General features: G+C 50.5%; 18 protein-coding genes. 13 read left to right on the plus strand and 5 right to left on the minus strand.

The window, feature by feature from the left end:
* The first annotated feature begins 2 nt into the window (after positions 1-2).
* The 11 genes from gmk to UM181_11840 all read left to right on the plus strand — a co-directional run bounded on the left by gmk (position 3) and on the right by UM181_11840 (position 11,156).
* Positions 3-650 (plus strand): guanylate kinase, encoded by a 648-nt coding sequence (gene gmk, locus UM181_11790; GenBank protein ID WQC62006.1) that lies wholly within the window; start codon positions 3-5, stop codon positions 648-650.
* Positions 647-1,177: a gamma carbonic anhydrase family protein gene (locus UM181_11795; GenBank protein WQC62007.1), complete on the plus strand. Its 531-nt coding sequence runs from the start codon at positions 647-649 to the stop codon at positions 1,175-1,177. The genes gmk and UM181_11795 overlap by 4 nt, the downstream gene beginning before the upstream one ends.
* Positions 1,174-2,352, plus strand: a complete 1,179-nt coding sequence (locus UM181_11800) for a PLP-dependent aspartate aminotransferase family protein (protein ID WQC62008.1) — start codon at positions 1,174-1,176, stop codon at positions 2,350-2,352. Before UM181_11795 ends, UM181_11800 begins: the two co-directional genes overlap by 4 nt.
* 120 nt (positions 2,353-2,472) lie before the next feature.
* Positions 2,473-3,504 (plus strand): ATP-binding protein, encoded by a 1,032-nt coding sequence (locus tag UM181_11805; GenBank protein WQC62009.1) that lies wholly within the window; start codon positions 2,473-2,475, stop codon positions 3,502-3,504.
* Positions 3,505-3,701: 197 nt separating this feature from the next.
* On the plus strand, positions 3,702-4,718 hold the full coding sequence (locus tag UM181_11810) for a substrate-binding domain-containing protein (protein ID WQC62010.1): 1,017 nt from the start codon (positions 3,702-3,704) through the stop codon (positions 4,716-4,718).
* 69 nt (positions 4,719-4,787) lie between these two features.
* Positions 4,788-6,242: a phosphate ABC transporter permease subunit PstC gene (gene pstC / locus UM181_11815; GenBank protein WQC62011.1), complete on the plus strand. Its 1,455-nt coding sequence runs from the start codon at positions 4,788-4,790 to the stop codon at positions 6,240-6,242.
* A gap of 11 nt (positions 6,243-6,253) precedes the next feature.
* Positions 6,254-7,540, plus strand: coding sequence for a phosphate ABC transporter permease PstA (pstA, locus tag UM181_11820; GenBank protein WQC62012.1), 1,287 nt, complete (start codon positions 6,254-6,256; stop codon positions 7,538-7,540).
* 3 nt (positions 7,541-7,543) lie between these two features.
* Positions 7,544-8,329, plus strand: coding sequence for a phosphate ABC transporter ATP-binding protein PstB (gene pstB / locus UM181_11825; protein WQC62013.1), 786 nt, complete (start codon positions 7,544-7,546; stop codon positions 8,327-8,329).
* 10 nt (positions 8,330-8,339) lie between these two features.
* Positions 8,340-9,059, plus strand: a complete 720-nt coding sequence (gene phoU, locus UM181_11830) for a phosphate signaling complex protein PhoU (protein ID WQC62014.1) — start codon at positions 8,340-8,342, stop codon at positions 9,057-9,059.
* 13 nt (positions 9,060-9,072) lie between these two features.
* Positions 9,073-9,756 carry a phosphate regulon transcriptional regulator PhoB gene (gene phoB / locus UM181_11835; GenBank protein ID WQC62015.1) on the plus strand — a complete coding sequence of 228 codons (684 nt, stop codon included), beginning with the start codon at positions 9,073-9,075 and terminating at the stop codon, positions 9,754-9,756.
* Between the two features lie 176 nt (positions 9,757-9,932).
* Positions 9,933-11,156 carry an acyl-CoA dehydrogenase gene (locus UM181_11840; GenBank protein ID WQC62016.1) on the plus strand — a complete coding sequence of 408 codons (1,224 nt, stop codon included), beginning with the start codon at positions 9,933-9,935 and terminating at the stop codon, positions 11,154-11,156.
* A 218-nt stretch (positions 11,157-11,374) separates the two neighbouring features.
* Here UM181_11840 and UM181_11845 read toward each other — a convergent pair whose 3' ends face one another.
* Together UM181_11845 and UM181_11850 are read right to left on the minus strand one after the other, a co-directional pair.
* Complete coding sequence (locus UM181_11845) at positions 11,375-12,283, minus strand: dihydrodipicolinate synthase family protein (GenBank protein ID WQC62017.1); 909 nt, start codon at positions 12,281-12,283, stop codon at positions 11,375-11,377.
* A gap of 387 nt (positions 12,284-12,670) precedes the next feature.
* A complete protein-coding gene (locus tag UM181_11850; protein ID WQC62018.1) occupies positions 12,671-13,144 on the minus strand; it encodes a DUF2938 domain-containing protein in 474 nt (157 codons plus the stop codon).
* Positions 13,145-13,514: 370 nt separating this feature from the next.
* On the opposite strand from UM181_11850, the gene UM181_11855 reads away from it, so the two are divergent.
* On the plus strand, positions 13,515-13,886 hold the full coding sequence (locus UM181_11855; protein ID WQC62019.1) for a cupin domain-containing protein: 372 nt from the start codon (positions 13,515-13,517) through the stop codon (positions 13,884-13,886).
* Positions 13,887-13,998: 112 nt separating this feature from the next.
* Entirely contained in the window at positions 13,999-14,562 is a 564-nt protein-coding gene (locus UM181_11860) for a histidine phosphatase family protein (protein ID WQC62020.1), read from the plus strand.
* A gap of 113 nt (positions 14,563-14,675) precedes the next feature.
* Here UM181_11860 and UM181_11865 read toward each other — a convergent pair whose 3' ends face one another.
* Genes UM181_11865 through UM181_11875 form a run of 3 tightly spaced genes read right to left on the minus strand, consistent with a single transcriptional unit; the run spans position 14,676 to position 18,219 of the window.
* Positions 14,676-16,295: a glycoside hydrolase family 43 protein gene (locus UM181_11865; protein WQC62021.1), complete on the minus strand. Its 1,620-nt coding sequence runs from the start codon at positions 16,293-16,295 to the stop codon at positions 14,676-14,678.
* Position 16,296: 1 nt separating this feature from the next.
* The gene (locus tag UM181_11870; protein WQC62022.1) at positions 16,297-17,442 is read right to left on the minus strand and encodes a Gfo/Idh/MocA family oxidoreductase; all 1,146 of its coding nucleotides are present in this window, start codon (positions 17,440-17,442) and stop codon (positions 16,297-16,299) included.
* A gap of 33 nt (positions 17,443-17,475) precedes the next feature.
* Positions 17,476-18,219: a sugar phosphate isomerase/epimerase gene (locus UM181_11875; GenBank protein WQC62023.1), complete on the minus strand. Its 744-nt coding sequence runs from the start codon at positions 18,217-18,219 to the stop codon at positions 17,476-17,478.
* Positions 18,220-18,237 lie beyond the last annotated feature (18 nt).

An 18,237-nucleotide genomic window follows, 5' to 3' on the forward strand; every position in this document is an offset into this window, starting at 1 on the left:
GTATGACCCAAGAAAACCGGCGGGGTTTGCTGATTATTTTATCCTCGCCCTCAGGTGCAGGCAAATCGACCCTGGCGCGCCGGTTGCGCCAGTGGGATCCTGAAATCCAATTTTCGATTTCGGCCACCACGCGGGCGCCGCGCACCGGAGAGGTTGATGGGCAGGATTATATGTTTATCGATCAAAAAGCCTTTGAAATATTGGTTAAAAACGATGAAATGCTCGAGCATGCTGAGGTGTTTGGAAATTTTTACGGAAGCCCGCATGGCCCTGTGAAAGAGGCCATTAACGAGGGGAAAGATGTGCTGTTCGATGTTGATTGGCAAGGTGGTCAACAGGTGCGAAATTCCAGTTTGGGCAAACATGTGTTATCGATTTTCATCTTGCCGCCCAGTATAAAAGAACTTGAACGCCGTCTAAGAGCGCGGGCGCAAGACAGCGAAGAGGTGATTGCGGGGCGCATGGCAAAATCACGCAACGAAATCAGCCATTGGCCCGAATATGATTACGTTCTGGTCAATGATGACCTTGATGAAACAGAACAAGACTTGAAGAATATCATCACATCTGAGCGCATGCGCCTTTCCCAACAACCTGGTTTGGTTGACCGAGTGCGCCGTTTGAACAGTGAGTTTGAGGATCGAGTATGACGCTTTACCGCTTGAATGCCAAAATACCGCAAGTTGACCCTTCTGCTTGGGTCGCTCCAGATGCCAATGTCATTGGGAACGTGATCCTCGAGCGTAAAACATCGGTTTGGTTCGGTGCAACTTTGCGCGGTGACAACGAATTGATCAAGATTGGGGCCGGCAGCAATATTCAAGAAAATGTCGTTATCCATACTGATATTGGGTACCCTTTGCGGATTGGGGAAAATTGCACAATTGGCCATAAGGTGATCCTTCATGGATGTGAAATTGCCGATACCTCACTGATTGGAATGGGCGCAATCGTTTTAAATGGGGCGAAAATTGGAACAAACTGTTTGATCGGAGCGGGGGCGTTGATCACCGAAAATAAAGTTATTCCAGATGGTTCACTGGTTGTGGGCAGTCCCGGACGGGTTGTGCGCGCGCTCAGCGCGCAAGAGATGCAAGGTCTTGCGGCAAGCGCGCTGCATTACCAAGAGAATGCAGCGCAGTTTCGCGACCAACTGCAAGAGGGGGCAGTATTATGAAAAACCATGCTCGCAATTTGATGCGGCCCATTGGTCTGCCGGACAGTGCTAGCCGCCCGGTGGTGACCCCTTTATCCCCATCGGTTGTCTACGCCTCGGAGGGGCCGGATATGCTGGATGCTCAATATGAGGGAAGGCTGCAGGGGTATACCTATGCCCGCGAGGGGCATCCCAACGCAGAGGCGCTGGCCCGCCTAATCGATGATCTCGAGGGCGCGCATCATGGAATTGTGCTGGGGTCTGGAATGGCTGCGGTCAGCGCGGCCCTTTTGGGGGTGCTCGAGGCGGGCGATCATATTATTGGCTCAGACCAGCTCTATGGCCGTTCGCTGCGCCTTTTGAAAGAGGATTTGCCCAGATTGGGGATTGAAACCAGCTTGGTTGATACCACGCAAGCGGATTGCGTGGCAGCGGCGCGGCGCCCCAATACGAAAATGATCTTGATTGAGGCGGTATCAAACCCGACATTGCGCGTTGCTGATCTGACTGGCATTGCCGCCTGGGCGGCAGAGCAGCAGGTGATACTGGCAGTCGATAATACCTTCACCACGCCAAAAGCCATCCGGCCTTTTGACTTTGGTGCTGATATTGTGATCCATTCGGTAACAAAATTATTGGCGGGGCATTCCGATGTCACTCTGGGCTATGTGGCCGCAAAAGATCTCGGTTTGCGAGAAAAGATTTATACATTCTCGGTAACCACCGGGATGACGGCCAGCCCATTTGATTGTTGGCTTGCCGAGCGGGGATTGCTGACCTTTCCTTTGCGCTTTGAAAAAACACAAGCCACAGCGGGTGCTTTGGCCAAGATGCTTGCGCAACATAAAGGCGTGGCGCGGGTGCTGTATCCAGGCCAAGCCAGCCACCCTGATTTCACCCGGGCACAGGCCATTTTGGGTCAAAACGGGTGCAATATGGTGAGTTTTGAGTTGGCCAATCAGACGCGAGAAGCTGCTGAGCGTTTTACAAAAGCTGCCGATCAGATAGCCTTTGCCCCCACATTGGGGGATGTGGGCACAACGCTCAGCCATCCTGTCAGTTCATCGCATCGGGTATTGAGCGGGCCTGAGCAGCAAAAGCTGGGCATTTCGGAGGGCTTTTTTCGCGTCTCGGTTGGTTTGGAAGATGAGATTGCCCTGCTGAATGTCTTCGAACATGCACTTGCTTCTGTGTGATTATGACCCGCACGGGCATTGTAAAAGCCGCGAGCGATGGATTGCTTTTATCGTCCTTCTATAGCTTAACGGCAATAGGCGCTCAAAGCATTCCGTTCTATTTGGGTTCAAAAAGGTGACATGTTGGCAGAGGTAAATATTGCGTCCATCCTCCAGGGCATCCCCCTTGCCGCGCTTGCTATAGATGCCAACCAGCGCGTCTCGGTAATGAACGCAGAGGCGGTGTCTCTCTTGGGGGAGGGGTTGATGGATCGGCACTATATCACAGTGCTGCGACAGCCCGCTCTGCTCGAAGCGGTAGAGGCTGCATTGGCAACGCGCCTTACGCAGATCAGCCAGTTCGTCGTAAATGAAAGCACGCAAGATGTGCTTTATAAAGTGTCCTGCGCGCCCATTCACGAAAATCTGACATTGCTGTGTTTTGAAGACCAATCGGATAGAGAGCATGTCAGCCAAATGCGGCGCGATTTTGTTGCCAATGTGAGCCACGAGTTGAAAACACCGCTCACCGCGCTGTTAGGCTTTATTGAAACCCTAAACACGTCAGCGCGCGCGGATGCGTCAGCGCGCGAGCGATTTCTTAAAATTATGGAGCGCGAAGCGCAGCGCATGAACCGCTTGGTCTCTGATCTTCTATCCCTGTCACAAGTTGAGGCTGTTGAACGAATGCGCCCGAATGAGGTTGTTGATGTGTCGCGCTTGCTGCAGGAAACCGCAACAACATTGGCACCCGTTGCCGAAGCGCGGGGAGTGCGCTTGCACGTGGTTAACGCGGATCGCTTGGTCAAAATGGCGGGGGATAAAGACCAATTGAGGCAAGTTTTTATCAACCTTATTGAAAATGCGATCAAATATGGTGGGCCGAATAATGAGGTAAGCGTTACCTTATCGGATATCAGGTATCAGACCCGCCTGAGATGTGAGGGTATCGCTATAAGCGTGGCGGATAAGGGGCCCGGCATTGATGCGCTTAATATACCGCGCTTGACCGAAAGGTTTTACCGCATCGACAGCCATAGAAGCCGCGAAATGGGGGGAACTGGTTTGGGTTTGGCGATTGTAAAGCATATTGTCAGCCGCCATCGCGGGGTTTTGAAAATTGACAGTGCTGTTGGCAAAGGCAGTGAATTTAAAATTATTTTGCCAATCTAAGCCTTGCGAGCCTTTCTTAAGTTGGGACAAGCTGCTTAAAAATTGGAGTGTGGCGCATATTTTTTGTAAAAATATAAAGCCGTCATATAGCTGTTACAAAACTGTCGCAAAAGCATCGTGAAAAAGAGATAGCACCGCAACAGCCGGAAACGATGCAAAGTGCATCTGGCTTTACGTGACTCATTAAGGAGAGACCGATGTCTTTTGTTAAACTGGCGATTTGCGCTTTGGCTGTAAGTGCAACATCCCCAAATTTTGCTTTTGCGCGTGACAATGTGCACGCTGCAGGCTCATCAACCGTGCTGCCCTATGCCACAATCGTTGCCGAAGCCTTTGGCGAAAACTTTGATTTTCCCACGCCTTTGATTGAATCTGGGGGGTCAGGCGCTGGGCGCAAGAAGCTGTGCGAAGGCGTTGGCGCAAACACAACGGACATCGCCAATTCTTCAAGCCGAATCAAGCAAAGCGATATTGACACTTGCGCGGCAAATGGCGTGAAAGAAATCATGGAAGTGCGCTTCGGTTACGATGGCATTGTGTTTGCAAGCCGGTTGGAAACCACGGGTTTTGAAAATCTGACGCCGATGCAGATTTATCTTGCGACCAGCGATAAATCTGAGGCTTTGAATTGGACAGAAATAGATCCGTCTATGCCTAATCGAGAGATCATGTTGTTCATTCCGGGCACAAAACATGGAACGCGGGAAGTGTTTGAAACGAAAGTTATGCTTGCAGGATGTAAAGCCGCCGGCTTTTATAACACTTTCTTTGAGGCCAATGGGAATGATAAAAAGAAAGCCGAAAAGGAATGCTTTAAAGTGCGCACCGATGGTCGTTCCGTAGATATTGACGGGGACTACACGGAAACGTTAGCGCGTTTATCCTCCAACCCCAACGGCATCGGCGTGTTTGGGTTAAGCTTTTTGATGAACAATACCGATACAATTTATGCGGCCACGATCAACGGCGTTGAGGCATCGACGGAAACCATTGCAACTGGGGCATATCCCGTGTCACGCCCACTTTATTTTTACCTTAAGAACGCGCATTTAGATGCGATCCCAGGGCTTCAAGAGTTTGTTGAGTTTTTTGTGAGCGATGACATAGCGGGCCCCGATGGGCCATTATCGGAATATGGTCTTGTGTCCGATCCGCAGCTTGCTGAAACTCAAGAAATGGTCGCAAACCGCATTCCGATGGGTCCTTTGGAATAAACCCATGCGGATGTTTCAAGGGGGCGTGCCTCAGGTTTGGGCGGCCCCTGTTTTGTTGAAGGTTCAAACATGAATTCTGTTTTGCCCATCCTCTTATTGGCCTGTGTCGCTGTGTTTTTTCTTTGCCGTGCGCGGTCACTGAATTTGCGCGCACAAGGGCATATTATGGGTGCCTCCTCAACCCATTGGGGCTGGTATGGCGTGATGCAAGTCTCTATTCCGATCGTGCTTTTTTCTTCGCTCATATGGGGGCTTGAACTTTATTTTTTCAATTCCGCGATTAAGGCTTTGGGCGTGGATTTATTTGAAACCGCGGCCGACCTGCACTTGCTGCGCGAAAGCATACGCGCTTCCTTGAAAGCCGGTTTGCCCGGCTTGGCGCCGCAGGGCTTTATGGGGCTGCTCATGGCGGTGATTTCATATTGGTCCGGTGGGTTTGAAACGGTTATACCGCGTATAGGCGAGGCTCCTGATGTGGTTCATCCTGAGCTTGTTCTGCACGCTTTGCGTTTGAAAATGCAGTTTTCAACGTTGTTGCTAATCGGAACCAGCCTGATCGCGTTGGTTTTCGGCTATCGCGCCTGGGATAAAGTCTCAATCGAGTTTAACGCGCGCGACCGCGTTGAATTTGGTATTATCTCGGTGCTGGCGGCCTCATCCGTTGTGGCTGTTTTAACCACGGTCGGGATTGTTGTGTCGCTGCTTTCCGAAACCCTCCATTTTGCGCAAATGCACCCAATTTCCGACTTTCTATTTGGCACCGTGTGGAGCCCACAATTTCACTCTGGTGAGGTAGAGGGGTACGGGTCCGAGCTGGGTGTTTTGCCGCTGCTCTGGGGCACGTTATATATTTCTTTTGTGGCTTTGGCTTTTTCGGTTCCGATTGGGCTGTTTGCGGCGATCTACCTGTCAGAATATGCCACGCAGCGTTTTCGGGACATCACCAAACCTTTGCTGGAGCTGTTGGCTGGAATTCCCACCATCGTTTATGGATTATTTGCCTTGCTTACTGTGGGCCCGATGTTGCGCGATTCCTTCACGCAACCACTTGGTTTGGGGTCAAATTCGGATTCTGTTCTGGCGGCGGGTCTGGTGATGGGCATCATGCTCATTCCCTTTGTCAGTTCGCTGTCTGACGATATAATCAATGCGGTGCCTCAATCCTTGCGGGATGGGTCCTACGGGCTTGGGGCAACCCGCTCAGAGACGGTGAAAAAAGTGATTATTCCTGCCGCATTGCCGGGCATCATTGGTGCGGTTCTGTTGGCCAGCAGCCGCGCAATCGGCGAAACCATGATCGTGGTTTTAGGGGCCGGTGCAGCGGCGAAGCTAAGCCTCAACCCACTGGAAGGCATGGCAACAATCACGGCAAAAATTGTCAACCAGCTCACGGGTGATACAGAATTTGAATCGCCAGAAACCTTGGTGGCGTTTGCGCTCGGGCTGTCGCTGTTCGTGATCACATTATGCTTAAATGTATTGGCGCTTTATATCGTGCGCAAATATCGTGAAGAATATGAGTAGGGATTAAGGATTTGGATTTAAAAGCCCGTCACGCGAAAGAACTGCGCTTCAGGATGTATGGCCTAGTAGCGATAACGCTGGGTTTGCTGTGCGTGCTCGCCTTATTCAGCTCAGTCTTGGCTGCAGGTCTGCCGGCCTTTAAACAAACCTTCATACAGCTGCAGCTGGATTTGCCCGCCGCTAAACTGGATAAAACCGGCACGCGGGATCCGGAAAAGATGAAGAAAGTCTCAACGATCGGCTACTCGAAGGTGATCCGTGATCAATTGCAGCAAAACCTGAAAGATGCAGGGATCGACTTTTCAAAGCTGGATAAAAAGCAGCTTAAAAATATGATCTCGAAAGAGGCGCCCGCGCAATTACGCTATGCAGTGTTAGAAAATCCCTCGCTGCTTGATCGCCCGTTTGACTTTGAAGTTTTGGCCAATGGCCGGATTGACGGATATTATAAGGGGCGGGTGACTTTTGAAACCGCCGCGCTTGATGTTATGATTTCGCCAGATCAGCTGGTTTTGGCAGATGCTATGAAAGCCGCGGGTCTGTTAAAGACACGTTTCAACGGGCAATTCTTCTATTGGCCGGATGCCTCTGACTTGCGGCCAGAAGCAGCAGGGTTGGGCGTAGCCTTACTTGGCTCGCTTTATATGGTGATTATCGTTTTCGTTTTGGCCGTACCCCTTTCTGTATGCACAGCGGTTTTCTTGGAAGAATTTGCGCCGAAAAATTGGTTTACCGATTTGATTGAAATAAATATTTCAAACTTGGCGGCGGTGCCCTCGATCGTGTTTGGAATTCTGGGTCTATCGCTTTTTATTAATTTTATGGATTTACCCCAATCAGCCCCGATTGTTGGTGGATTGTGCCTGACATTGATGACCTTGCCAACGGTGATAATTGCCGCGCGCGCTGCGATCAAAGCGGTGCCGCCCTCGATCAAATCTGCAGCGCTGGGTCTTGGCGCATCCCGCGTTCAGGCGGTGTTTCATCACGTATTGCCCTCAGCAGCGCCTGGTATTTTAACGGGCACTATTTTGGGCCTTGCCCAAGCGCTGGGGGAAACCGCACCATTGCTGTTGATCGGGATGGTGGCTTTTGTGCGCGAATACCCATCACTGTCTCCCGATGGTATTTTTGATCCCTCAACGGCACTGCCCGTGCAAATATATAATTGGACGGTCAGAGGTGATCCCGCCTTTGTTGAGCGCGCCTCGGGTGCCATTATCGTCTTATTATGTTTTATGATAACAATGAATGCTCTGGCGATAATCCTGCGCCGCCGCGTTGAAAAGCGGTGGTAGGATATGCTTGATACAAATATGGAAGAAACCGTGTCTGAAAAATCAAAAATAATCGCTCAAGACGTGCGCGTGCTCTATGGTGATAAAGAGGCTCTTAGAGATGTGAACATTCGTATTTCTGAGAAAATGGTAACCGCCTTCATCGGTCCCTCAGGCTGCGGAAAATCAACTTTTTTAAGATGCTTCAACCGGATGAACGATACGATTTCGGATTGTCGTGTTGAAGGAAGTATTATGTTTGACGATCAAGATATATCGCAAATAGATCCGGTGATGCTGCGGGCCAAGATTGGCATGGTGTTTCAAAAGCCCAACCCATTTCCAAAGTCTATTTACGATAATGTTGCCTATGGCCCGCGCATACATGGCCGGGCGCGGAACAAAGCCGAGTTGGATGAGATTGTTGAAAAGGCGCTGCGCCGCGGCGCTATTTGGGATGAGGTGAAGGACCGGCTGCACACTTCCGGAACCGGCTTGTCGGGCGGGCAGCAGCAGCGTTTATGCATTGCCCGCGCAATCGCCACAGAGCCTGAAGTTTTGCTGATGGACGAGCCATGTTCTGCGCTTGATCCCATCGCGACCGCGCAAATCGAAGAATTGATCAGCGAGTTACAACAAAACTACTCTGTGATTATCGTTACCCATTCGATGCAGCAAGCGGCCCGGGTTAGCCAAAAAACTGCTTTTTTCCACCTTGGTAATTTGGTCGAGTTTGACGATACGAGCGCGATTTTCACAAATCCGAAAGATGCCCGAACCGAAAGTTACATCACGGGCCGGATCGGCTAAGGAGGCTTCCATGGTAGAAAAACATATTGTCAGCGGATTTGATAAAGACCTTGAATCAATAGAAGCCCTGATCATGAAAATGGGGGGGCTTGTTGAGGCGTCGATCGCAGATGCGACCCGTTCATTTGAAACCCGTGATAATCCATTGGCAGAAGAGGTTATCGCGCGCGATAAAATGATTGACCAGCTTGAAGCGTCGATCAATGCGCAGGCTGCGCGGGTTTTGGCATTGCGCTCTCCCAATGCGGTCGATTTAAGGTTGATCCTGTCGGTGATTAAAGTCAGTGGCAACCTTGAACGCATTGGCGATTATTCCAAAAATATGGCCAAGCGCACAGGCGTGCTGTTGGAACTGCCCGAGATAGAAAATGCGGGGTCATCCTTGCGGCGCTTGGGGCGCGAGGTTGAGCTTATGCTAAAAGATGCCTTGGATGCTTATATTCAACGTGATCCGAACTTGGCAGAGCAGGTGATTTTAAAAGACCGTGATGTTGACCAGCTTTATAACGGGATGTTCCGGCAATTCTTAACGTTTATGATGGAAGATCCGCGCAATATCACAGCCTGCATGCATTTACATTTCATCGCCAAGAATATCGAACGCATGGGCGATCATGTGACCTCAATTTGCGAGCAAGTTGTCTTTTTGGCAACCGGTGAGCTTCCCAGTGACCCGCGCCCCAAAGGCGATCTTACATCGCTGGATCCTGATATCAGCTTAAGAAAGTAATTGGACGCGCCGCATGGTAAAACCAGCGATCTTGATTGTGGAAGATGAGCCGTCACAGCGCGAGATATTGTGCTATAATCTAGAAGCCGAAGGTTATGAGGTGTTGATCGCCGAGAACGGTGAAGAAGCGCTTCTGGTCGTGGATGAAGCGTCACCCGACATAATTTTATTGGATTGGATGATGCCATTGGTCTCTGGTATCGAAGTATGCCGCCGTTTGAAACTGAATCGGGAAACGCGGGAAATCCCAATCATTATGCTCTCTGCGCGCTCAGAAGAAGTTGATAAGGTACGTGGTTTGGAAACCGGCGCAGATGATTACATGATCAAACCTTATTCGGTGATTGAATTATTGGCGCGGGTGCGCGGCCAGTTGCGCCGAACGCGGGCCGCCGCGATGGGGCAAAAATTGCGATTTGAGGATATTGTTTTGGACGCTGAAACCTTTGAAGTGTTTCGCGATAACCAGCCGCTGAAACTTGGCCCGACTGAATTTAGATTGCTCAGCGTTTTTATGGAAAAGCCGCGCCGCGTTTGGAGCCGGGATCAGCTGCTTGATCGGGTTTGGTCGCGTGAAACCGATGTCGAAACCCGCACGGTAGATGTTCACATAGGACGTCTTCGCAAAGCCTTATGCCAGAATGGCGGTACAGATCTTCTACGCACAGTGCGCGGTGCCGGCTACGCCTTGGGGTGAAACTGTTTCAATTTTGACCGGGGGCGACAGAGGGTTTGAACCGGATATAAAAGCTGCGGTCTCGCCTGAATGATAGCGGATTTAATGAAAAAAATAAATTCGCGATCGCGCTGTAACTTTTCGGATATTCAGGTCATAATGGCGCCAATTCGAAAAACAGCCCTGGGGATATCGATATGAAAGATGCAACTGACATGATCAGCGCGAAAGACCGACCAAATCTAAGCAGCTTCGATTGGCAAGATCCATTCAATTTTTCAGATCAGTTGACTGAGGAAGAACGCATGTTGCAAGAATCTGTGCGCGGCTTTGCGCAAAATGAATTGCAGCCTCGAATTCTGAACGCCTACCGGAATGCGACTATTGAGCCAGAGATTTTTCGGGAAATGGGGGCGCTGGGCTTGCTGGGCGTGACGGTACCTGAAGAATATGGCGGGTTGGGCGCAGGCTATGTGGCTTATGGGGTTGTGGCCCGCGAGGTGGAGCGCGTTGACAGTGGCTACCGTTCGATGATGTCGGTGCAGTCAAGCCTCGTGATGTATCCGATTTACGCCTATGGTTCGGAAGAGCAGCGCAATAAATACCTGCCTGGTTTGGCAGAAGGGCGCCTTATTGGCTGCTTTGGACTGACCGAAGCAGATGCGGGATCGGATCCGGCGGGCATGAAAACGCGGGCAATTAAAACTGCGGATGGATATCGCCTGACAGGATCTAAAATGTGGATTTCGAATGCACCGATCGCGGATGTCTTCGTGGTTTGGGCCAAATCAGATGCGCATGATGGTGCCATCAGAGGGTTCATTTTGGAAAAAGGGATGGCGGGTCTGACTGCCCCTAAAATCGATGGCAAGCTGTCGTTGCGGGCCTCGGTTACCGGCGAGATTGTGTTGGATAATGTCGAAGTCTCAGAAGATGCGTTGCTGCCCAATGTTTCAGGGTTGAAAGGGCCTTTTGGCTGCTTAAACAGAGCGCGTTATGGCATCAGCTGGGGCGTTATGGGCGCGGCCGAGTTCTGTTGGCATGCCGCCCGTCAATATGGTCTAGATCGCAAACAATTTGACCGGCCGATTGCGCAGACGCAATTGTTTCAGAAAAAGCTGGCCGATATGCAAACGGAAATCGCTTTAGGATTGCAAGCTTCACTGCGAGTGGGGCGTTTGTTGGATCAGGCCGAAGCCGCGCCTGAGATGATCAGCCTGATCAAACGTAACAATTGCGGTAAAGCGCTGGATATTGCACGCCTTGCGCGTGATATGCATGGCGGCAATGGTATTTCGGATGAATATCACGTGATGCGTCACATGAATAATCTGGAAACGGTGAACACCTATGAGGGAACGCATGATGTGCATGCGTTGATCCTGGGTCGCGCCCAAACCGGCTTGCAAGCGTTTTTCTAGTGGCCTGAGGGCATCAAATGCTTGGCCGCAAGCGCAGGCTCAAAAACCGGTCGAAGGCCCTTTTATATTCCCATGCGGTTGAAGCACCGCGTGGCCTAAAAAGGCTGGCCTTTTTCCTTTTGGCTGGGGTTCTGATCGGCACCGACTAGCGCAGAGTCTTCGGCGTATGAACATCTTCATCAATGAGATGTCATTGATGAAGATGCCAATCACGCAGGTCACACAGCTTGACGTGTGATTTGTGAAATTGATTTGTTCATTTTGTGTATCATCGCCTCTATAGGGTCTTTTTCTTTTTGTTCTAAGGGATGAAGCGGCTTGCGCGGGGGGCCGGCATCGATACCGCGCGTGCTCAGGCCATGTTTGACAGATTGCACGAACCTTCCTTGCGTTTCAAAAGCCTGCATCAAAGGCAGCATGGCTGACATGATCGCCCGACCTTTGACAAAATCGCCTTCGATCACGCAGGCCTGATAAAGCGCGACATGGGCCTCTGGTGCAAAATTGGAACCCGCGCAAACCCAGCTGCGCGCACCCCAAGCAAAAAATTCAAGCGCGTGAGAATTGCTTCCGCAGGACAGGTCGATTTGAGGATGCGCGCGCGCGAGCATATGCAAATGCTCCGGATTGCCGCTGTTATAGATCAACGCAGATGGAGGATTGGATGCAACAATTTGAGCAAGACAGCTTTCATCCAAATTAACCGATAATCGCTGCGGGTCATTGTGCAATATAAGGGGTAGCTTGGCTGCGCGCTCAATGGCCAATACATGCGCCGCGATTTCAGGGCCCGTTGGAAGAGCCACCGGCGGCGCCGTGACCAGAACTGCATCTGCTGCGTGCACCTTGGCTTGACGGGCATATTCGATGCACTCTTCGGTGCGTATGGCGCTGGTCCCGATGATCATGGGCACGCGCCCTGCAATCATTTCTTTTGCCACTCGCATCAAATAGACGCGCTCTTTCATCGACATTGCATAATATTCACCTTCCGTACCCGCCACAATTAACCCATCAATGCCGGCGTCGATCAAAAGGTCGATGCTGGCTTGCATGGCCTGTTTGTTTAAAGTGAAATCCTTGTGGAAAGGGGTAACAAGCGGGGTATAAACACCCTCAAATTTCATGTTTTGCTCCATCTGCAAGGGTACAAGCGGCTTATCGCTTGACCGCATAGCCGGGCGTCTCACCCCGATCTTTGCTTTGAATTATTGGGCCCCGTGCCTTTTGGGCGATTACGCAAAGATGTTTTATTTTTGAACTAGTCATCGCACCATGTCAGAACGCTCTCTATCGACTAAGCTAGCGTAATGCGTGAAGAGATCCATCTTAAAGGCTTAAAGATGTTTAAGATGGCTGCAGAAGCGTTTTTCAAAAGCTCGCAGGCAGTTTGTTTTAGGATCGCACGCTGCCCCGTTTAAGCTGCTGTTAAACTGCACTTTTAAGATCGTACGCGCCAATATCTTAGCAATTGGAACAGGTTCACTTCTATCAGATCTGCCTTCTTGACCGCGCTATAACAAAAGCGCTGTGCACCACATTCCGAGCCCAAAAACGGTATGGCCAAGCAATCCCATAGCGCGCCCAAAGTGCGGGTTTGGGGTTTTTGATAAGGCGATGCCAAGTCCCAAGCCGGGATGCAATAAAAACCATCCTGCAGCGATTGTCGCAATAGAAAATACCCAAACAGGCAGGAAGCTTGGCTCCCTTAGCCAGTCTGCTCCTATTAACGCGATGAAAAGAACGCCGTAGATTATACCCACGCCATAATGGAAGGCCCAGCCGATGCGGGTTTCACCAGCCGTTTCTTGCGCGATTTGAATATCTGAATGAAAAACCACGCCATGTTTTAAATGGAATACCCATCTGCCAACCAATCCCCAATTGGGGGGCGCAATCGCAAAGACGCGATTTAACAGAACCGACCATAGATCCATGAACACGGTTCCCCCAATTCCAACCGCGGTTGCTAAAAGAAGATTGCTCATATTCGCCCCTGATCAAATTTGAATTCCGTCAGTATAAACATCGCTATCATATTGAACTAGACAAAAAACGTTACCATCAGCTTGTAAAACACCCAAAGCAGACAGACCCATCAATTTGACGCGATACCGCGGCTTGCAGGGCGTATTGCGGGGCTGTTTTTTACCGGCCTGTGATCATCCGCCGTTCGGTGAAGCAGCCGTTTTCCATTTGCAATTTCTATTTTCCAGGCTGGGCTTTTGTAAATTTACAGAATTTTTGATCGAGGTTGGCAAAGAAGTCGCTGCGCGGGCGCTTCCCCAAGTCAGCTTACATTACGTATAGGATGTGCTAAAGTTGTTGTGCTTATTGGCAATTTTTAGGAACTAAGGCATGCAGATTTATACGCCAGGTAGCGAGATTGGGGTTTTGCAGCCTTGGCCTTTTGATAACCCCGAAAGCAATTATAAAATTCTGTCCGGGGCGCCCGCCGCATCGGGCCGTATTGATACGGGGGGGGCGGGCTATACAACCCGCTCGGGCATCTGGCGCTGCAGCACCGGTGCCTTTGAATGCACAGAGCAGGGTGATGAATTGATGACCTTTTTATCTGGGCGTTGCCATCTGACAGATCAATCAACGGGCAAAAGCCACGTGTTGGGCGCGGGTGACAGCCTTTTTATGCCCGATGGACACCGTGTCACATGGGATATTATTCAAGAGGTTACGAAAGTATTTTTTGGGAATAAATCCAGCGGATTTTAACGTTAGGTGTGTTTGTTGAAACGGTTTTTGGGAAGCGTTTCTGCGCCTTTCAAAACTGTGATCCGCAGCATATGCATCTGTCTGTATGATTTTATTAAGATAGGTTTCGAGCATGTACCCTTATCCCGAGCTTTATATTCTAAGACATGGTGAAACGCTCTGGAACCAGCAGGGGCGTCTTCAGGGGCAAAAAGACTCGCCTCTGACAGATAAGGGGCGGCAGCAGGCCTTGGCCCAAGGCGAAGTATTGCGATCTGTTAAAAGCTTGCCGCATATTGTGTTCGTTAGCCCTTTGGGAAGAACTTTAACAACGGCAAATCTTGCAGCCCCCTTCATCAAAACTCACGTAAAAGATCCGCGTTTGCTTGAAATCAATTTTGGCGCGTGGGAAGGGGCCACGCGCGATGCCATAAGTCAAAAATTCAAAGCGCCAGTGCAAGGATCTGAATGGTTTTTTAAGAGTCCAGGCGGTGAAACCTTTCAGATGATCTCAACGCGGGTCATGTCCTTTTTACAAGAACTTGAAGATCCGGCTATTATCGTTACGCATGCTGTGACCTCTAAAGTCTTGCGCGGCCTTTATCTGGGCCTTGATCAGGCTGACTTATTAAAGCTTCCCGCAGAACAAGGATGTATCTATCATTTATACAAGGGTACTGAGGCGGTGTTACGTTAGGCCTTGGTGGGACCTGCGATGCAGATTTAGCGCGGGGCTTTTTTTTATAGGTGCGGAGAAATGGTATTAAAATCGCGTTTTCACCCAAGACAGTTGCCGCGATTGTTCAAAGCTTATTCGGCGCCAGTATAGCTGAAGCGGGAAAATTGTGCTTCGGCGGCCAAACCTGACGTATCAAAGGCAATCATACCAACGAAGTTGCCCGTAAAAGATTTGCCTTCGCCTTTTCCTGCCTCATCCGACAAGCAGGCTGCATCTAAAACCGGGCCAATTGGATGCCAATCCTTGGCCTGTTTCCAGAAAAACTGTTGCTCAGCATGATCGGTCTGAAGACGCAACTCTACAGCGCCCTCAGCGATTGGCACGGGCGCGGCCAGTGGATAATCCATATCCGTATTCGGATAACGACCTGGGCAGGAAAATAGGGTTAATATCCGGCCAATTTCAGGATCATGCGAAAGCAGCAACGCATGAAATTTATGGCCGTTATAATAGGTGATCAAACCGGCGGCTTGCTGATAGGTTTGCGGTGCAAATTGCAGCTGGCATTCGGCGGAATAGATGAGATGTTGCTGGCGGCGCGCGAGCAATGCTTGTTCAAAGCAACTGCCGATGCTTTCCCGCCCTATTAAAATTAAGCTATTATTTTCTAACCGAAATAACCTTTCGGGAAACGGCGTTCTAAGCCATTGGAAATCAGAATGAAGGCAATTAAACTGATAATCTATTGTTTTGGTTTTGGCTTTTTGAACGCTGTGCTGGCCTTTGTCAGGATTGGGCAGGTTTGCCCGAACGGTTTGTCCAGAGCCTTCAAGATAAAGCCAGTTATCGGCTTTCCAAACGCAGCGCTCTAATCCTGTTTCACGGCCCAAGGGACAAAAGCGTCCAACCCCATCTGGACCGGGTATTGGCCGCCCCATCAAAAATGAGTGATAGGCCTCGCCGTCTTGGGTCTCAACATACTGACCGTGCCCGATGCGTTGAAACGCGTGGTCAGGCGTGTCGCTATGCGTCATCAGATGTTGTTCTGGATGGGCCTCATAGGGCCCCTGTAGATTGCGCGCGCGCGCCATGCTCACTGCGTGCCCATAGCCGGTTCCCCCCTCCGCAGTGGTGAGGTAATAATAGCCATTTCTTTTGAAAATATGGGGTGCTTCTGTCAGCCCTCTTTGGCTTCCGGACCAGATGTTTTTAATGGGTCCGAACAACCCTTTATCGGGGGCCCATTCCTGTAGAGCTATGCCATCAAAGCGGTGATGGGTCGGGTTAGAGCCTGTATCATGCGCGCCATGATTCCAAACCATATTCAAGAGCCATTTGCGGCCATCGTCATCGTGAAAAAGCGAGGGATCAAATCCAGACGAGTTTAGGTAAATTGGATCAGACCATTCGCCATCGATGCGCGAGCAGGTTGTGATATAATTATGGGTGTCCTTAAAGGCGCCGTCCAAGCGCTTCACATCTGTGTAAACCAACCAAAATAAACCGTCTGCATAAGAGAGGCATGGGGCCCAAACACCGCCTGAATCTGGGTTTCCACGCATGTCTAAAAGCGCGGGTCTGTTCAAAGGGGTTGCCACCAAGCGCCACGCGCTAAGGTTGGTTGAATGATAAATGCGCACCCCAGGGTACCATTCAAAGGTCGAGGTCGCTAGATAGTAATCGGAACCGACCCGAAGAAAAGACGGATCCGGGTGAAAACCTGGTAAGACCGGATTATCGATCACCCTCATATTACCCCGCTGTTTGATTAAGCAGTTTTAACGCTTCTGTTTTACCTAGTGCAGCGGGCCTCGCACAACTGGTTGACAGCTCAATCCACTGTTTTTTCTCGCCAGACTCCAGAATACCCGTCATCACGTCCACGACATGCGCTGCCAAATCCAAAGAGCAGCGATGCGGGCGGTTTTCAAGAATTGCCTTCGCCATATCAGCAAGCCCAGCGCAGCGGTAATTTGCCCGCTTTTCGCCCTGTCCATCGGTGGTATTGGTGATGCCGAAAGGATGATCATCTTGCTTGGTCTGCGCGGTGCCCCCGCTTGCGTCGGCGTGTAGTACGCTGCCCCCGAAGAAATTGGGATCAGGCACGTAGAGCGAGCCTTCACTGCCATAAAGCTCCATATTTTCATGCCGATGTGCGGAAACATCCCAGCTTGCACCCAGCGTTATAATCGCGCCGGATTGAAATGCGAGTAAGGCATGAAGTGTAGTGGGGGTATCTACGGGTACGCTCTCTCCCGTGCGCGGGCCCGTGCCAATGGTGCGGGTTTTCAGGCCGGTTGATGCCATCGCGCTTACAGCCTTGACCGGTCCGATCAATTGCACCAAATTCGTTATGTAATAAGGGCCTAAATCGAGTACGGGCCCACCACCAGGTTGAAAGAAAAAATCAGGGTTCGGATGCCATGCTTCCATCCCTCGCGACATGACATGGCAGGTGCCGCTTAAAACCTCTCCTATCGCTCCTTGATCAATCAAAGATCGCGCCAATTGATGGGCCCCGCCCAAAAACGTGTCGGGTGCCGAACCGATGCGCAAGCCCGTTTCATCGGCCAATTTGCGCAACGCCTCACCTTCTTCTAAGCTGAGCACAAACGGTTTTTCCGAAAAGGCATGTTTGCCCGCCTGTAGGATTTGTTTCGTGACCTCAAAATGCGCCGCTGGTATGGTCAGGTTCACGACTATATCGATATCGCTGCTTGCGAGTAGATCTGGTACGCTTAGCGCGCGCAGGTTAAATTTCTCTGCCTGAGTTTTGGCTATGGCCATATCAAGGTCTGCAACAGCGCGCATTTCTAGGGATGAAAACTGTGTTGCCAACTGCAGATAAGCCGTTGAGATATTACCACATCCAATAAGGCCAATGCCCATTTTCTTCATAGTTTTAGCGCCTTTCTTGCAGCGGCCTTTAGTTTAAAAGGTTATCAGTTTTTCGTAGGATCTTGTTGCAAAGCGCACACCATCTTTTGGATTGTCATGTTCCAGAACATAACGGCCAATGCCCGATGCACGTAAACATGCGCTGATTTCATCCCAATTCATCACCCCATGCCCGACATCAGCCCAACCGCCTTCATCACGATTTTCACCCTCTGGGGCGTGATCTTTTATATGGGCAGATATGATACGATTTTTGTAACGCTCTATCCATTCTACGGGCGATTCCCCTGCAACCGCCACCCAAGCCAGATCAAGTTCCAGAACCAGCGAGGGCGCGGCCTCTAACATAGCTTCGATGGGATATGTTCCATCCTCTAAAGGAATAAATTCGAAATCATGATTATGCCAGCCAAACTGCAATCCCGCCGCACGAATAGGCGCCCCGATCGTTTCAAGATGCGCGCCAAACTCAGCCCAGCCTGCGCGATCTGTTGGTCGCCGTTCGGGCTTTAAGAAGGCGATGATCACGGCTTCCATGCCAAATTCACGCGCAATATTTAAGGCATTTTCTGGTTCATTCTCAACCAGATCTATATCAAAATGGCCGGTGGTCATTGACAGACCATATGTGTCCAACAGCGCTTTGGTTTTGCTTGGATTTTCGTATAATGCCCCAAACCCCTCGACCTCGCGCAATCCTAGATCAGCCAGAGTTTGCAGCGTATCCGCCAAGTCAAAATTTCGAAACGAGTAAAGTTGCATGGAATGTGCGGGCATGAGTAATCTTCTTTTAAT

The sequence above is a fragment of the Alphaproteobacteria bacterium US3C007 genome, from assembly GCA_034423775.1.
GTDB lineage: Bacteria > Pseudomonadota > Alphaproteobacteria > Rhodobacterales > Rhodobacteraceae > Thalassovivens > Thalassovivens spotae.

Excerpts from the sequence above, each read along its gene's own strand:
- gmk (WQC62006.1), top strand. The coding sequence starts at position 3 with ATGACCCAAGAAAACCGGCGGGGTTTGCTGATTATTTTATCCTCGCCC.
- UM181_11855 (WQC62019.1), top strand. The coding sequence starts at position 13,515 with ATGCAGATTTATACGCCAGGTAGCGAGATTGGGGTTTTGCAGCCTTGG.
- UM181_11875 (WQC62023.1), bottom strand. The coding sequence starts at position 18,219 with ATGCCCGCACATTCCATGCAACTTTACTCGTTTCGAAATTTTGACTTG.
- UM181_11850 (WQC62018.1), bottom strand. The coding sequence starts at position 13,144 with ATGAGCAATCTTCTTTTAGCAACCGCGGTTGGAATTGGGGGAACCGTG.
- UM181_11810 (WQC62010.1), top strand. The coding sequence starts at position 3,702 with ATGTCTTTTGTTAAACTGGCGATTTGCGCTTTGGCTGTAAGTGCAACA.
- pstC (WQC62011.1), top strand. The coding sequence starts at position 4,788 with ATGAATTCTGTTTTGCCCATCCTCTTATTGGCCTGTGTCGCTGTGTTT.
- UM181_11860 (WQC62020.1), top strand. The coding sequence starts at position 13,999 with ATGTACCCTTATCCCGAGCTTTATATTCTAAGACATGGTGAAACGCTC.
- phoU (WQC62014.1), top strand. The coding sequence starts at position 8,340 with ATGGTAGAAAAACATATTGTCAGCGGATTTGATAAAGACCTTGAATCA.
- UM181_11840 (WQC62016.1), top strand. The coding sequence starts at position 9,933 with ATGAAAGATGCAACTGACATGATCAGCGCGAAAGACCGACCAAATCTA.
- UM181_11795 (WQC62007.1), top strand. The coding sequence starts at position 647 with ATGACGCTTTACCGCTTGAATGCCAAAATACCGCAAGTTGACCCTTCT.
- UM181_11865 (WQC62021.1), bottom strand. The coding sequence starts at position 16,295 with ATGAGGGTGATCGATAATCCGGTCTTACCAGGTTTTCACCCGGATCCG.
- UM181_11870 (WQC62022.1), bottom strand. The coding sequence starts at position 17,442 with ATGAAGAAAATGGGCATTGGCCTTATTGGATGTGGTAATATCTCAACG.
- UM181_11805 (WQC62009.1), top strand. The coding sequence starts at position 2,473 with ATGTTGGCAGAGGTAAATATTGCGTCCATCCTCCAGGGCATCCCCCTT.
- UM181_11845 (WQC62017.1), bottom strand. The coding sequence starts at position 12,283 with ATGAAATTTGAGGGTGTTTATACCCCGCTTGTTACCCCTTTCCACAAG.
- UM181_11800 (WQC62008.1), top strand. The coding sequence starts at position 1,174 with ATGAAAAACCATGCTCGCAATTTGATGCGGCCCATTGGTCTGCCGGAC.
- phoB (WQC62015.1), top strand. The coding sequence starts at position 9,073 with ATGGTAAAACCAGCGATCTTGATTGTGGAAGATGAGCCGTCACAGCGC.
- pstB (WQC62013.1), top strand. The coding sequence starts at position 7,544 with ATGCTTGATACAAATATGGAAGAAACCGTGTCTGAAAAATCAAAAATA.